11 protein-coding genes and 1 pseudogene are annotated in these 15684 nt (G+C 72.1%); 9 read left to right on the top strand and 3 right to left on the bottom strand.

Annotated features, from left to right (window positions below):
* Positions 1–3: 3 nt before the first annotated feature.
* Positions 4–2430, bottom strand: a complete 2427-nt coding sequence (locus V8690_RS01675) for a penicillin acylase family protein (RefSeq protein WP_338775514.1) — start codon at positions 2428–2430, stop codon at positions 4–6.
* Positions 2431–2585: 155 nt separating this feature from the next.
* Between V8690_RS01675 and V8690_RS01670 the strand changes: the two genes are divergently transcribed.
* The 3 genes and pseudogenes from V8690_RS01670 to V8690_RS01660 all read left to right on the top strand — a co-directional run bounded on the left by V8690_RS01670 (position 2586) and on the right by V8690_RS01660 (position 5794).
* Positions 2586–4112, top strand: coding sequence for an acyl-CoA synthetase (locus V8690_RS01670; RefSeq protein ID WP_338775513.1), 1527 nt, complete (start codon positions 2586–2588; stop codon positions 4110–4112).
* Between the two features lie 64 nt (positions 4113–4176).
* On the top strand, positions 4177–5019 hold the full coding sequence (locus tag V8690_RS01665) for an alpha/beta hydrolase (RefSeq protein ID WP_338775512.1): 843 nt from the start codon (positions 4177–4179) through the stop codon (positions 5017–5019).
* Between the two features lie 61 nt (positions 5020–5080).
* Positions 5081–5794: pseudogene (locus V8690_RS01660) on the top strand (alpha/beta hydrolase).
* Here the strand turns inward: V8690_RS01660 and V8690_RS01655 are convergent.
* Positions 5766–7538: a sulfatase gene (locus V8690_RS01655; protein WP_338785205.1), complete on the bottom strand. Its 1773-nt coding sequence runs from the start codon at positions 7536–7538 to the stop codon at positions 5766–5768. The pseudogene V8690_RS01660 and the gene V8690_RS01655 overlap by 29 nt on opposite strands.
* A gap of 945 nt (positions 7539–8483) precedes the next feature.
* Positions 8484–10103: an acyl-CoA synthetase gene (locus V8690_RS01650; RefSeq protein WP_338775511.1), complete on the bottom strand. Its 1620-nt coding sequence runs from the start codon at positions 10101–10103 to the stop codon at positions 8484–8486.
* 176 nt (positions 10104–10279) lie between these two features.
* On the opposite strand from V8690_RS01650, the gene V8690_RS01645 reads away from it, so the two are divergent.
* The 6 genes from V8690_RS01645 to V8690_RS01620 all read left to right on the top strand — a co-directional run bounded on the left by V8690_RS01645 (position 10280) and on the right by V8690_RS01620 (position 15679).
* Positions 10280–11080: a crotonase/enoyl-CoA hydratase family protein gene (locus V8690_RS01645; protein ID WP_338775510.1), complete on the top strand. Its 801-nt coding sequence runs from the start codon at positions 10280–10282 to the stop codon at positions 11078–11080.
* 18 nt (positions 11081–11098) lie between these two features.
* A complete protein-coding gene (locus tag V8690_RS01640; RefSeq protein ID WP_338775509.1) occupies positions 11099–12040 on the top strand; it encodes an OB-fold domain-containing protein in 942 nt (313 codons plus the stop codon).
* Positions 12037–13101 (top strand): thiolase domain-containing protein, encoded by a 1065-nt coding sequence (locus tag V8690_RS01635; protein ID WP_338775508.1) that lies wholly within the window; start codon positions 12037–12039, stop codon positions 13099–13101. The genes V8690_RS01640 and V8690_RS01635 overlap by 4 nt, the downstream gene beginning before the upstream one ends.
* Positions 13098–14264 carry a thiolase domain-containing protein gene (locus tag V8690_RS01630; RefSeq protein WP_338775507.1) on the top strand — a complete coding sequence of 389 codons (1167 nt, stop codon included), beginning with the start codon at positions 13098–13100 and terminating at the stop codon, positions 14262–14264. The genes V8690_RS01635 and V8690_RS01630 overlap by 4 nt, the downstream gene beginning before the upstream one ends.
* An 82-nt stretch (positions 14265–14346) precedes the next feature.
* Positions 14347–14589 carry a DUF397 domain-containing protein gene (locus V8690_RS01625; RefSeq protein ID WP_338775506.1) on the top strand — a complete coding sequence of 81 codons (243 nt, stop codon included), beginning with the start codon at positions 14347–14349 and terminating at the stop codon, positions 14587–14589.
* A 187-nt stretch (positions 14590–14776) separates the two neighbouring features.
* On the top strand, positions 14777–15679 hold the full coding sequence (locus V8690_RS01620) for a universal stress protein (protein ID WP_338775504.1): 903 nt from the start codon (positions 14777–14779) through the stop codon (positions 15677–15679).
* Positions 15680–15684: the final 5 nt, after the last annotated feature.

Here is a 15684-nt window from a genome sequence, read left to right as displayed (position 1 = left end):
CGGTCAGCGGCGCTCGTGCACCCGGACGACCTTGAGCCTGGGCGAGGACAGGATGTCCTTCTCGCAGAACCGCGACGTCACCCACTTCTCACCCGAGAACAGCCGGGTCTGGTCCGCGAAGTGCGGCGACTCGGGGTTCGACGACTGGGAGTACGTCAGCAGGGTGCGGGCCACCGGGCAGCGGCTGCCGTCCCAGCCCACCGCCTGGAGGTGACTGCTGCCGAACGGCACCTCCGCGTAGCCGCCCTGGGCCGCGTTCCACGTCGGTTCGAGCACGTTCCACACGCCGAGCCGCCCCGAGCCGCCGGGCATCGGAAGGCGCTCACCGCCGCGGACGACGAACTGGTGCGCGCCGAGCGGCGCGTCGAGGGCGATGCCCGCCGAGCGCAGTTCCGCCACCGCGTCGGCGAGGGCGACGGCGAAACCGGGCGCGTCCGTGTTCAGCGTGTTCGGCGTACGCACCGGGTCCGCCGCCGAGAACGGCACCTTCCACAACTCGGCCGCCGGCACCGCCGGTTCCAGCTTCCGCCAGAACCGGTCGAACAGCAGCGCTCCCCGGCTCCCGGTGTCCATGGTGCGGTCCCACGCCGTCAGCACCCCGCAGGCCTCCGACACGTCGACGGCCTTGCCGTCGCTGCCCGTCGCCGTGCCGCCCGGCAGCGCGGCGCACGCCCGTGCCACGTCCGTCGCGGTGAGATCACCCGCGGGCACCCGGTTGGCGAACTGCTGCCGTTGCAGGTCGCGTACGGTCAGGCGGCCCCGGTCCGCCATCGCCGTCACGTCCTCGATCCCGCCGCGCGTACGCAGCCCGAGCGGCGTCCCCACCGTGCCGAAGACGCGCTCGTATCCGGTGATCGGCCGGTCGGCGTTGGTCATCCACGCGGTGCCGTTGGAGTTCTCCACGTACGGCGCGTCTTCGAGCGTCGGCATCCGCCCCGGCCCGAAGATCCCCGGGGCCACCGCGTCGGGATCGCTGCCGAGGGCGCAGTCGCCGCGCGAGCCGTCGAGGATCGCGATACCGGACGCCGGATACGTGGTCCTGCCCAGCGCCGTCGAGCAGCGCTCCGCCAACGCGTCGGTGATGCGCGGCAGTACCTGGGACTGGGTGAAGAGGGAATGCCCCGCGCGGTCGGCGGCGATCGTGTTCACCCAGGGAATGCCCTGGTGCCGGGCGAGGGACGCGAGGACGTCGTCCGTGCTCCGCGCCTTGCCGAAGCCGAGCGAGGTGTCGGCGAAGCGGAGGTTCGCGGCGTTCGGGTCGTGCAGGGCGTAGGCCGTCGTGCTCGTCCACGGCAGCGGGACCTGGGGGCTGAGGGAGGTGACGACGGGGCCGTAGCGGGTCCACCACTGGGTGCGGGTCACCGGCGCGCCGTCCTTCACCGCGACCGTCACGGTCCGCTTCTTCATGCGCTCCGGCTCGCCGTCCACGAGGTACGTCGTGGGATCGGCCGGATCCAGCGTCAACCGGTGGAAGTTGGCCGGTATGCCGGTCGAGACGGTATGGCTCCACGCCACCTGTGCGTTGAACCCGATGGAGACCGCCGGGGTGCCGAGCAGAGCACCACCGGAGACGTTGAGCTCGCCGGGGATCGTCTGCTGGGACTGCCAGAACCGGCGCCCGCCCTGCCACGGATAGTGCGGGTTGCCCAGCAGCAGACCGCTGCCGTTCGCCGTGGTGTCGCCACGGAAGGCGACCGCGTTGGAGCCCATGCCGGGCTCGCCCCACAGCTCGTCGGCCGCCTTCGCCACGGCCTTCGCGTCCGGCGTGCGGGCGACGGGCCGGGACGAGGCGGTGCCGGCTCCGGTCGGTGGCTGCGCGGCCGTGATCGTGTCCACGAAGCGCCCCTCGCCGGAGATCGAGGCGATGGCGAGGCCGCGGGCGGCCACGTCGAGCTCGGTGACCGGACGGACCCAGGAGGCGTCCGCGCAGGCGGGATCGGTGATCTTCTGCTGCTTCAGCCAGGCGTTGTAACCGGCCGCCCAGCCGCGCATCATGTCCCGGACCTCACGGCTCGGGCCCACGGGCGCGGGCTCGGCGAGCAGCTTCTCCACGGTGCGGGTCTCACGGACCCCGCGGAAGTACAGGTCACTGGCGAGGTTCGTCCTGGCTCCGGAAAGGGCGCCGCCGGCGGCCGCGCCGGCGCCGAAGTACCGGGAGCGCTCGCCCCGCAGGGTCACGAACCCGTCGGCGAGCGTGCAGACCTCGTCGGACGCCTGGGCCCAGCCCGTGCCGAAGCCCAGGTCGGCGTAGTTCTTCGCGAGGATGTGCGGGATGCCGTACTCGGTGTAGCGGATGACGGCGGACAGGCCGTCGCGGGACGGGTGTTGCTCCGCTCGTCCCTGGCTCGGGGCGGCGGCCGCGGGTAACGCGGACGCGGCCGTGAACAGGGCGGTGGCCCCGAGAACGAGTCGTCTCAGGCGGCTGCGCATCGTGCCCTCCAACGTGAATGAGGGAAAGGGGACGTGAGCGTACGGATGTGCCGCGTGCGCACGTCAGTACCATGACAGCGGACGCCTCTGGCGGCGGCAGGGTTGAGCCGGTCGGTTCTTGACCTCGCCCGGCGGTGAACCGAGGATCGGGTGTCATGACGACGCCCGGACACGGCAGCACGGTCGACGGAGTCCTGCGGCGCAGCGCCCGACGCACCCCGGCGCGCGTCGCGGTGGAGTACGGCGACCGCGCCTGGACGTACGACGAACTGGACACCGCCGTCTCCCGCGCGGCGAGCGTCCTCCTCAACCAGGGGCTGTCCCCGGGCAACCGGGTGGGCGCGTACGGCCACAACTCCGACGCCTACCTGATCGCATTCCTGGCCTGCGCCCGCACGGGCCTGGTGCACGTACCCGTCAACCAGAACCTGACCGGCGACGACCTCGCCTACATCGTCGGCCAGTCCGGCAGCGCCCTGGTCCTCGCCGACCCGGAGCTCGCCGCACAACTCCCCGGCGGCGTACGCACGTTGCCCCTGCGCGACGCCGACGACTCACTCCTCGCCCGGCTGCCCGAGGCGCCCCCGTACGACGGCCCCGAGCCGCGCACCGAGGACCTCGTGCAACTGCTCTACACGTCCGGGACAACCGCCCTGCCCAAGGGCGCGATGATGACGCACCGGGCCCTGGTGCACGAGTACCTGAGCGCGATCACCGCCCTCGACCTCAGCGCGGGCGACCGTCCTGTACACGCGCTGCCCCTCTACCACTCGGCGCAGATGCACGTCTTCCTGCTGCCCTACCTCGCGGTCGGCGCGACGAACATCATCCTCGACGCACCCGACGGCGACCGGCTCTTCGACCTCGTCGAAGCGGGCCGCGTCGACAGCCTGTTCGCCCCGCCCACCGTCTGGATCGCCCTGTCCAACCGCCCCGACTTCGCCACCCGCGACCTGAGCGGCCTGCGCAAGGCGTACTACGGGGCGTCGATCATGCCGGTCCCCGTCCTGGAACGGTTGAAGGAACGCCTGCCGGACCTGGCCTTCTACAACTGCTTCGGACAGAGCGAGATCGGCCCCCTGGCCACGGTCCTGGCCCCCGAGGAACACAAGGGGCGCATGGACTCCTGCGGCCGTCCGGTGCTCTTCGTCGACGCGCGTGTCGTCGACGAGGACGGCAAGGACGTACCGGACGGCACCCCCGGCGAGATCGTCTACCGCTCTCCGCAGCTCTGCGAGGGCTACTGGGACAAGCCCGAGGAGACCGCCGAGGCCTTCCGCGACGGCTGGTTCCGCTCCGGCGACCTCGCGGTACGGGACGCGCACGGCTACTACACGATCGTCGACCGGGTGAAGGACGTCATCAACTCCGGCGGCGTACTGGTCGCTTCACGCCAGGTCGAGGACGCCCTGTACACCCATCCCCAGGTCGCCGAGGCCGCGGTCGTGGGCCTGCCCGACGAGCGCTGGATCGAGGCCGTCACGGCCGTCGTCGTCCCACGCGGCGAGGTCACCGAGGCGGAACTCATCGCCCACACCCGCGAGAAGCTCGCCTCGTTCAAGACCCCGAAGCGGGTGGTCTTCGTGGAGGGCTTGCCGCGCAACGCCAGCGGGAAGATCCTCAAGCGGGAGCTCAGGGCGAGCCTCGGAGGCGAGCCGGGACCTGCGACCTCGGCCGGGTGACGTCACTCCGCCCCTCGACGAAACCCGTTGTGCCGAAGCCCCTGAACGCGTGAGGATCGACGCCGTGCCGATCTTCACTGCCCCGGACGGGACCCGGCTCGTCTGCCACATACGCGGCACGGGCGAGCCGCTGGTCGTGTTGCCCGGCGGGCCCATGCGTGCCTCCGGGTACCTCGGGAATCTGGGCGGGCTGGACGCCCACCGACGGCTGGTGTTCCTCGATCTGCGCGGCACAGGACAGTCCGCCGTGCCCGAGGATCCGGCGACCTACCGCTGCGACCGGCTCGTCGACGACGTCGAGGCGCTGCGCCGCCACCTGGGCCTGGAGCGGATGGACGTGCTCGCCCACTCGGCGGGCGGCAGTCTCGCCATGCTGTACGCGGCTCGGTATCCCGGCCGGGTGGCACGGCTGGCGCTCGTCACCGCCACCCCGTGGGCGCTGGGCCTGCCGGCGACGGCCGAGGACCGGCTGGCCGCGGCCCGGCTGCTCGCGTCGCAACCCTGGTTCGCCGACGCGTTCCCGGCGTTCGAGGCCTGGCTGTCCGGTACCGGTGACTTCGACCCCGTGTTCCTCCCGTTCTTCTACGGCCGTTGGGACGACACCGCCCGGGCCCACGCCGATCGCGAGGAGCACGAGACCAACGACGAAGCGGCGGACCGTTACGGGGCGGACGGCGCCTACGACCCGGACGCGACACGGAGCGCGCTGGCCCGCGTCACCGCCCCGGTGCTCGTCCTCGCCGGTGAGGTCGACGGCGGTCCGTGTCCGGGCCTGGCCCGGCGTGCGGCCGAGGTGTTCCCGGCGGCCGAGTTCGCGGTGCAGCCGGGGGCGGGACACTACCCGTGGCTGGACGACCCGGAGTGGTTCGTGCGAAGCGTCGCACGCTTCTTCCACGCACGGGACTGAATCCTCTGCTGTCCGCAGAGCGCGCCCGACTCGCGGTCGTCATCCCGCTACCGTGCCCGGCATGGACACCGAACCGCGCACCGTACGGGCGAACGGCATCACCCTGGCCTACCGCGTCTGAGGGCCGGAGGACGCGCCGCCCGTCGTGCTGCTGCACGCCCGCGGGGCCGACGGTGCCGGCTGGGCGGAGATCGCCCCCGCCCCGGCCGCCGGACCCCGCCGGGTGTACGCCCCCGACCTGCGCGGGCACGGCCGCAGCGACTGGCCCGGCGAATACGCCTACGAAACCATGCGCGACGACGTGCTCGCCTTCCTCGCCGCGCTCGGCATCGCCCGCGCCGACGTCGTGGGCCACTCGCTCGGCGGCGCCGTCGCCTGCCTGCTCGCCCAGCACAGCCCGCGCCTCGTACGGCGGCTCGTCCTGGAGGACGTACCCGCACCTTTCCCGCTGGACCCGCCGCGCCCGCCCGCCGAACACCCCGGCGGGGACCTGCCGTTCGACTGGGCGATGATCCTCGCCACCGACGAACAGCGCAACGCCCCGGATCCCATGTGGTGGGACCACATGGGGCGGATCACCATGCCCACGCTGCTGATCGGTGGCGGGCCGGCGAGCCTGGTCCCCCAGGAGCAGGTCGCCGCCCTCGCCGAGCTGCTTCCCGATGCCCGGCGCGTCACCATCGACGCCGGGCATCTCGTGCACGGGGCACGGCCCGAGGAGTTCCTCGCGGCCGTGGCGGAGTTCCTCAGCCCTGCGGACCGTACGCCGTCATGAAACGGTCGCGGAACTTGTCCATGCCCCACCGGGGCGCGTCCGGGGCCGGCTTGAGGCCGTCGGTCCAGCCCCAGTCGGCGACCCGGTCCAGCACCTTCTTGTCCCGGGCGACGATCGTGATCGGCACGTCCTTGCCGGTGTCCCCGGCGGTGACCGTCGGCACCGGCTGGTGGTCGCCGAGGAAGACGAGCACCGTGTCCTCGTCGCCGTAGCGCTCGACCCACTCGGTCAGGCTCCGGATCGAGTACTCGATGGCACGCCGGTACTCGGTGCGTACCTTCTCCGGATCCTTCCAGACCTCCGTGGGGTTGGTGCCCTCCTTCTTGATTTGGTGGAACACCGAACCGTCGCCGAGGTCCTCCCAGTCGATCATGCGGGCGATGGGCGACCAGGGGTTGTGGCTGGAGGCCAGGATGATCTCGGCCATGATCGGCTCACGGTCCTTCTTGCCGTGCTCCAGGCGCTGGAACGCCTCCATGCTGAACTGGTCGGGCACGGGCGTCCAGCTGAAGTACGGGCCGTGGTAGCCGAGGTGCTCGGAGTCGTAGATGTGGTCCAGGCCGAAGTACTTCCCCTCCGGCCAGGCCCGGCGCACGCCGGGGACGATGCCGACGGTCCGCCAGGCGCCGGTCTTGCGGAAGTAGTTGGTCAGCGTCATGCGGTCGCTGGTGGTCAGGCTGCGGTACCGCTGCTGGTTCTTGATCCACAGACCGGACAGGAAGGTCGAGTGGGCGAGCCAGCTGCCCGCGCCCGTCACCGGCGACTGCAACCAGCCGCTGCGCGACTCGAACCCGGCCGCCTCGAGCGAAGCGGTGCCCTCCTTCAGCACCGCGTCGGTCTGCTTCGCCATCGCCGGGTCGTCGATCGCGACCCTGCCGTAGCTCTCGATGAAGGTGAACAGGACGTCCTTGCCGCGCAGCCCCGTGAGCAACTGGTCCGGCGGCGTCTTCGCGAAGGCGTCCACGGCGGCCTGCTTCTCGAAGACCCGCGCGTCCTCCAGACCCGCCCGCACCTGTTCCACCCGGTTGCCGAGGAACTCGGCGTTGCCCTTGGTGGCGATCGGCACGGTGCCGATCTGCATGCCCAGGGTCATGCAGGTGATCCACGTCGTGCCGAGGATCAGCGTCGTACGGGCGGCGACCGGACGGTGCCGGACCATCAGGTTCGTCAGCCGCACCACGGCGAGGGTCGTGAGCACCAGCACCGCGACGAGCAGCACGATCACCCCGATCACGGCCAGCACCTGTCCGGTCCGGCCGAACGTCTCCCTCAGGAAGTCCGTGGCGTGCTCGATGAGGATCCAGTCCAGGACCAGGTCGAAGGGCCGGGCCAGCACCTGGTAGAACCCCATGTCGACGAACTTCAGGACCGTGACCAGCCCCAGGAACACGCCCGAGACGACCGCCGCGATCCGCCGGGGCCTCTGCGGCAGCGCGAGCAGCAGTCCCGCGAGCAGCACGCCCTCGGCGGGGATACGGACGAACGAGGCGAACTCGATCCGCTCGATCCGGTTCGGCAGGAGCAGCGCGAACACGACGAGCGCACCGGCAAGCACGGTCGTCCCCACACTGACGCCGCGCGCCGCACGGGGATGCCGACGCCGCCATCCGAACCAGCCGGGCTTCGTCGCCTTCGGCTCTTCCCCGCCGTCTGCTCCCTGAGCGCCGGCGCCGGCGCCTTGTTCTCGCGCGGCGGGGGCATGGTCGGGGCGCGTCGCGGCGGCGTCACGCCCGGGGCCCGCCATGGCGGTGCCGCTGTCGGCGTGCGCCGCGGCGGTGTCGCTGTCCGGGCTCGTCGGGGTCGTGCCGCTGTCGGCGTGCGCCGCGGCGGTGTCGCTGTCCGGGCTCGTCGGGGTCGTGCCGCTGTCGGCGTGCGCCGCGGCGGTGTCGCTGTCCGGGCTCGTCGGGGTCGTGCCGCTGTCGGCGTGCGCCGCGGCGGTGTCGCTGTCCGGGCTCGTCGGGGTCGTGCCGCTGTCGGCGTGCGCCGCGGCGGTGTCGCTGTCCGGGCTCGTCGGGGTCGTGCCGCTGTCGGCGTGCGCCGCGGTCGTGTCGCTTTCCGTGTCCGTCGGGGTCGTGCCGCCGTATGGCTCCCTCGGGCCGGCGCCGCCGTCCGGGCTCGCCGTGCCGACGTCGCTCCCCGACTCTGCCGCGACTGTGTCGTTCGTGTGCACCGGGGTCGTATCGCTGTCCGCGTGCGTCGCGGCAGCGCCTCCGTCCGGGCCCGCCACGGCGGTGCCGCTGTCCGCGTGTGCTGCGGCGGTACCGCTGTCCGCGTCCGCGGGGGCTGCGTCGCTGTCCGACTCCGCCGAGGCTGTCTCGCTGTCCGCGTCCGCCCGGGCCGCGTCGCTGTCCGGTTTCGCTGCGCCGGCGTGGCCGCCCCCCGGTTCTCCCGTGGCCGCGTCGCCGTCCCGTTCCGCCACGCCGGCGTCTTCGCCTGACTCCGTCGCGGTCGTATCGCCGTCGGGATCCACCCCCGCCGTGCCACTGGCCGGCCCCGCCGCGCCGGTATCGTCATCCGGTTCCGCCCCGCTCCCGGTCGTGCCCGATTGCTGTTGGGAGCGAGTGAAGAGCGACACCCGGTGGTCCTTCCGTGCGGTCTTGCTAGGCATGGCAAACAGAGCCCGGCGTCCGAGCCTGCCACCACGAGTACGTCCGCACGTCACCTCAGGTTCAACCGACCGGCCGGAGAATCACCCGTCCGCCGCCACGGCCACCTCCCGAGCCCACCGATAATCCGCCTTGCCGCTCGGCGACCGCTGGACCGACTCCGTGATCACCAGCTGGCGCGGGATCTTGTAACCGGCGAGCCGGTCACGGCAGTGGGTCCGGATGTCCTCCAGCGACGGGCGCGCCGCGCCTTCCCGCAACTGCACCACGGCCGCCACATGGTGGCCCCACCGGGGGTCCGGCACCCCGGCCACGAGCGCGTCGTAGACGTCCGGGTGGGACTTGAGGGCCTGCTCGACCTCCTCCGGGTACACCTTCTCGCCGCCGGTGTTGATGCACTGCGAGCCGCGGCCGAGGACGGTGACCACACCCTCCTCGTCGACGGTGGCCATGTCGCCGAGCAACACCCACCGCTCGCGGTCCTTCTCGAAGAAGGTCCCGGCGGTCTTGGCAGGGTCGTTGTAATAGCCGAGCGGCACATGTCCGCACTGGGCGATCCGGCCCACCTCACCGGCCGCCACCGGTTCGTACGTGGCCGGGTCCACCACCTGCGTACGGGCGTTGACCCGGACCCGGAACCCCCGCTCGGGGCCCGAGTCCTCGGTCGCCGTCCCGTTGAAACCGGATTCCGACGAGCCGAAGTTGTTCAGCAGCATGGCGTTCGGCACCAGCTCCTGGAACTGGCGGCGCACCGTGTCCGACATGATCGCGCCGGACGACGACACGCTGAACAGCGACGAGCGGTCGATGTCCCGCAGCGGCCCGCTCAGCGCGTCGATCAGCGGCCGCAGCATCGCGTCCCCCACCAGCGAGATGCTGCTGACCTTCTCCTTCTCCACGGTCCGCAGCACCTCCTCGGGCACGAACTTGCGGTGGATCACGACCCGTTGTCCGAAGTTGAAGCCGATGAACGCCGTGAGGGTGGAGGTGCCGTGCATCAGCGGGGCCGTCGGGAAGAAGGTGATCCCCGTGCCACCGGCCGCGACCCGCTCGGCGAGCTCCTCCGGCTTCTTCACCGGTTCACCGGTCGGCGCGCCCCCGCCGAGCCCCGCGAAGAACAGATCCTCCTGCCGCCACATCACACCCTTGGGCATCCCGGTCGTACCGCCCGTGTAGATGATGAACTGGTCGTCACCCGAGCGTGCCGGGAAGCCGCGCTCGGGCGACCCCGCGGCCTCCACATGGGCGAACTCCACACAGGGCACCGCGGCGGCCCCAGACGCCGGAGCTCCCACCCGGATCAGATGTCGCAGCTTCTCCGCCCGGGGCCGCGCAGCCGCCACCCGGTCCGTGAACTCCGCGTCGAAGACCAGCGCCACCAGGTCCCCGTCCCGGTAGAGGTACACCAACTCCTTCTCGACGTACCGGTAGTTGACGTTGACCGGGACGATCCGCGCCTTCAGGCAGCCCAGCACCGTCTGGAGGTACTCCACGCCGTTGTAGAGGTGGAGCCCGACGTGCTCCCCGGGCCGTAGCCCGCTGTCGAGCAGATGGTGGCCGACGCGGTTGGCCGCCGCGTCCAGCTCCACGTACGTCAGTCGGCGCTCCGCGCCCGTGCCCGGATGGTCGACGTACACCAGCGCCTCGCGTTCGGGAACCACGTCGACGACCGACTCGAACAGGTCGGCAAGGTTGTACTCCACCGCTCCTCCTGACCCCGGGACGTGCCTGGCATCGGACGGTTCGCGGGTCATCAGAGCAAAGGGCGGTCCAACTGTGAAGGGCCTCCGCGAAGAAATCTGACTGTCTGTCAGAAAACCCTTGAAGTGCCTCCCGCCCTACTGCAACCTGTTCTCGTTCCACGAGAGGGGAGTTGGCCATGGGTGGGACGGAACACCTCACCGTGCAGCGCGAAGGCGCCACACTGGTGCTCACGCTCAACAGGCCCGAAGCCAGGAACGCGCTCTCGCTGCCGATGCTCGTCGGCCTCTACGACGGCTGGCTGGAGGCCGACGCGGACGACTCGGTCCGTTCGATCGTGTTCACCGGCGCGGGCGGCTCGTTCTGCTCGGGCATGGACCTCAAGGCCCTCGCCGGCAACGGCATGGCGGGCGAGGAGTACCGCGACCGGCTCAAGGCCGACCCCGACCTGCACTGGAAGGCGATGCTGCGCCACCACCGCCCGTGCAAGCCGGTGATCGCGGCCGTCGAGGGGTACTGCGTCGCGGGCGGCACCGAGATGCTCCAGGGCACCGACATCCGCGTCGCCGGCGAATCCGCGACCTTCGGCCTGTTCGAGGTGAAGCGCGGCCTGTTCCCCATCGGCGGCTCCACGGTCCGCCTGCAACGCCAGATCCCGCGCACCCACGCCCTGGAGATGCTCCTGACCGGCCGCCCCTACAGCGCCCGCGAGGCCGCCGCCATCGGCCTGGTCGGCCATGTCGTCCCCGACGGCACGGCGCTCGCGAAGGCACTGGAGATCGCCGAACAGATCAACTCCTGCGGCCCGCTGGCCGTCGAGGCCGTCAAGGCCTCCGTCTACGAGACCGCCGAGATGACCGAGTCCGACGGCCTCGCGGCCGAACTCACCCGCGGCTGGCCCGTCTTCGACACCGCCGACGCCAAGGAGGGTGCCCGCGCCTTCGCGGAGAAGCGACCGCCCGTCTACAAGCGCGCCTGACCGAAGGAGCCCGCCGGGATGCCCGAAGTCCTCAAAGCCCCTCTCGTCGTCGAATTCCCCTTCACCCGCTCCCTCGGCCCCGTCCAGAGCGCCTTCCTGACCGGCCTGCGCGAACGCGTCGTCCTCGGCGTGCGCACTGCCGACGGCCGCACCCTCGTCCCGCCCGTCGAGTACGACCCCGTCACCGCCGAGGAGATCCGCGACCTCGTCGAAGTCGCCCCCACCGGGACGGTCACCACCTGGGCCTGGAACCACGCCCCCCGCCGCGGACAGCCCCTCACCACCCCCTTCGCCTGGGCCCTGGTCCGCCTCGACGGCGCCGACACCGCCCTCCTGCACGCCCTCGACGCCCCCGGCCCCGACGCCGTGCACACCGGCCTGCGCGTCCGCATCCGCTGGGCGGCGGAACGCACCGGCGCCATCACGGACATCGCCTGCTTCGAGCCGTACGACGGTGACCGGGCCGAAACAGCAGGGCACAGGGGCGAGTTCGCGGACCCGGTCACCGGCATCGTCGCCGCCGCCCGCCTCGACTACACCTACTCGCCAGGCCGCGCCCAGACCGCCTACATCAACGCTCTCGGCGGCCAGCGGACCGTCGGCGAGCGCTGCCCGTCCTGCCGGAAGGTGTACGTCCCGCCGAGGGGTGCGTGCCCCACATGTGGGGTGGCCACATCCGAACAGGTCGAGGTGGGGCCGCGCGGCACAGTGACCACGTTCTGCATCGTCAACATCAAGGCGAAGAACCTCGACATCGAGGTGCCCTACGTCTACGCCCACATCGCCCTCGACGGCGCCGACCTCGCACTGCACGGCCGGATCGGCGGCATCCCGTACGACGAGGTCCGCATGGGGCTGCGGGTCGAACCGGTGTGGACGGAAGGCGCCCGCTATCCCGACCACTACCGGCCCACGGGCGAACCGGACGCGGACTACGACACCTACAAGGAGCTGCTGTGACGAGCACACCGGGGGACCGCCGGATCGCCGTCGTCGCCTTCGCCCAGACCGACCACCGCCGCACCGGCGAGGAGCTCTCCGAGGTGGAGATGCTCATGCCGGTGCTGCACGAGGTCCTCGACCGGACCGGCCTGAAGACCGCCGACATCGACTTCACCTGCTCCGGCTCCAGCGACTACCTCGCCGGCCGCGCCTTCTCCTTCACCCTCGCCCTCGACGGCGTCGGCGCCTGGCCGCCCATCTCCGAGTCGCACGTCGAGATGGACGGCGCCTGGGCCCTGTACGAGGCGTGGACAAAACTGCTCACCGGCGATGCCGACACCGCCCTGGTCTACTCGTACGGCAAGTCCTCGCCCGGCTCGGTCCGTGACGTCCTCACGCGCCAGCTCGACCCGTACTACGTGGCACCCCTGTGGCCCGACTCCGTGGCGCTCGCCGCCCTCCAGGCGCAGGCCCTCATCGACGCCGGCGACGCCGACGAACCGGCGCTCGCCGGCGTCGCCGCCCGCAACCGTGAGGCGGCGACCGCCAACCCGCACGCGCAGCTCAGGGGGCCCGTCCCGCAGGGTGACTACCTCGTCCAGCCCCTGCGCACCGGCGACTGCCCGCCCATCGGCGACGGGGCCGCCGCCGTCGTCCTCGCGGCGGGCGACCGAACCCGTGAACTGTGCGCACGCCCGGCCTGGATCCGCGGCATCGACCACCGCATCGAGGCACACGGCCTCGGCGTGCGCGACCTGACCGACTCGCCGTCCACCCGGCTGGCCGCCGAACGGGCCGGCGCGTTCGAACGGCCCGTCGACACCGCCGAGTTGCACGCGCCCTTCACCGCGCAGGAGATCGTCCTGCGCAAGGCCCTCCGCCTCGACCACGGCGTCGTCGTCAACCCCTCCGGCGGTGCCCTCGCCGCCAACCCGATCATGGCCGCCGGTCTCATCCGCATCGGAGGGGCCGCCGCCCGCATCCACCGCGGCGAGTCCGACCGCGCCCTCGCCCACGCCACGTCCGGCCCCTGCCTCCAGCAGAACCTCGTCGCCGTACTCGAAGGGGAGCCCCGATGAGCAAGGAGCCCGTGGCCGTCGTCGGTATCGGCCAGACCAAGCACGTCGCGGCACGCCGCGACGTGTCCATCGCGGGACTCGTCCGGGAGGCGGCCCGACGGGCCCTGGACGACGCCGAGCTGACGTGGGCCGACATCGACGCCGTCGTGATCGGCAAGGCGCCCGACTTCTTCGAGGGCGTCATGATGCCGGAGCTCTACCTCGCCGACGCGCTCGGCGCCGTCGGCAAGCCCATGCTCCGCGTCCACACCGCGGGCTCGGTCGGCGGATCCACCGCGCTCGTCGCCGCGAACCTCGTCGCCGCCCGCGTCCACGGCACCGTCCTCACCCTCGCCTTCGAAAAGCAGTCCGAGTCGAACGCCATGTGGGGCCTGTCCCTGCCCATCCCCTTCCAGCAGCCCCTGCTCGCCGGAGCCGGCGGGTTCTTCGCTCCGCACATCCGCGCGTACATGCGACGCAGCGGCGCGCCCGAGACCGTCGGCGCCCTGGTCGCCTTCAAGGACCGGCGCAACGCGCTGAAGAACCCCTACGCCCACCTCCACGAACACGACATCACCCTGGAGAAGGTGACGGCCTCACCCATGCTCTGGGACCCGATCCGCTACTCGGAGACCTGCCCCTCCTCCGACGGCGCCTGCGCCATGATCCTCACCGACCGCGCCGGAGCCGCCCGGGCACCGCGACCACCCGCCTGGATGCTCGGCGGCGCGATGCGCAGCGAACCGACCCTCTTCGCCGGCAAGGACTTCGTCTCCCCACAGGCCGGCCAGGACTGCGCGGCCGACGTCTACCGGCAGGCCGGGATCACCGACCCCCGCCGCGAGATCGACGGCGCCGAGATCTACGTCCCGTTCTCCTGGTACGAGCCGATGTGGCTGGAGAACCTCGGCTTCGCCGACCAGGGCGAAGGGTGGAAGCTCACCGAGGCGGGCGTGACCGAACTGGACGGGGACCTGCCCGTCAACATGTCGGGCGGCGTGCTGTCCACCAACCCCATCGGCGCCTCCGGCCTGATCCGCTTCGCGGAGGCGGCGCTCCAGGTGCGCGGACAGGCCGGGGAGCACCAGGTGGACGGCGCCCGCAGGGTCCTCGGCCACGCCTACGGCGGCGGCTCGCAGTTCTTCTCCATGTGGCTCGTGGGAGCCGAGCCCCCGGACTCCTGAAAGGTCCCCCTCACGTGCCCTGTCCGCCATGGGGCGCGATCGCTAGGCTGGCCGCGGACGACGAACCGGGAGGAGCACGGACGTGGCCGAGACCACCACCCAGCAGCGCCCGCTCATGGGCTGGGACAAGCCGGAACTGGACCTCACCAACGCAGCGTGGCAGTCCAGCAGCCGCGGCCTGGGGGATGTGCAGATCGCCTTCGTGGAAGGCTTCATCGCCATGCGGAACAGCGCCCGCCCGGAGAGTCCCTCCCTTATCTTCACGCCCGCCGAGTGGGGCGCGTTCGTGTCGGGAGCGCGGGAAGGGGAGTTCGACCTCACCTGACGCGGCGCCGTGCGACCTTGACCGCGGCACCCTGTGAACCGTCCCGGATCGGCCGTGACCCCACGGCCGATCCGGGGGTGTTGCGCCCGCATTTCCGGACACGCGACCTGAGACATCCTCCCGGGGCCCGCGCCTCAGCCAGGCTGACCCCTTGAGGCAAGGTCGTATCCCGGAAGGCGAGGAACCCATGAGCACCCTGCCGGTCATCGCGGCGGTCGACGGTTCGGACGACAGCCTGCGCGCCCTGGAGTGGGCCCTCGACGCGGCCCGCCGGCGTTCGGCACCCCTGCGTGTGGTGCACGTACGCCAATACCCCCACTGGGCGCAGCCCGAGGTACTCGCGGCCGGACCGCCGGATCCGCAGGACGACCCGGTGCTCGACCGGGTCCGCGCCCACGTGGAGGGCCTCTCCACCCGGCCGGACATGGAGTACCTCGCCCTGGAGGGCGCACCCAGCGCCGTCCTGCCCGAACTGGGCTCTTCCGCCCAGTTGCTGGTCCTCGGCTCCCGGGGCCGCGGCGGCTTCGCCAGCCTGTTGCTCGGCTCCAACGGCATGGCCGCCGCACGCGACGCCGAGTGCCCCGTCGTGGTGGTGCCCCGGCCCGGACGCGATGTCCCCGGCGAGGCGCTGTCCGGTCCCGGCTCGCGCGTGGTCGTCGGCCTGAAGGTGGACGGCCCCGACGAGGCCACACTCGAGTTCGCCTTCGCCGAGGCCGCCGGGCGCGGCGGCCGGCTCCAGGCGGTCGCCGCCTACCCGTGGCCAGCGCAGCCCTGGATGATGCCCGGCGAACTGCCCCCGCCGATCGTCGACCAGGACGTCATCGAGGACCAGACCCGAATCCTCGCCGAGGGCTTCCTCGCCCCGTACCGCGAACGGCACCCCGACGTCCCGGTCGAGCCCGTCGCGGCGGCGGGCGACGCCGCCGGACACCTCGTGGCGGCCTCCCCGGGCGCCGATCTCGTCGTCGTGGGCCGCCACCGGCGGCACCTGCTGGCACCCGCCCGGATGCTGGGCTCGGTCACCCACGCGGTCCTGCTGCACGCCGCGAGCCCCGTCGCGGTGGTCCCGCCGGCACCGCTGGAGGACTGACCCCG

It is taken from the genome of Streptomyces sp. DG1A-41 (genome assembly GCF_037055355.1).
Taxonomy (GTDB): domain Bacteria; phylum Actinomycetota; class Actinomycetes; order Streptomycetales; family Streptomycetaceae; genus Streptomyces.
This window is presented reverse-complemented; position numbering and strand designations above follow the sequence as displayed.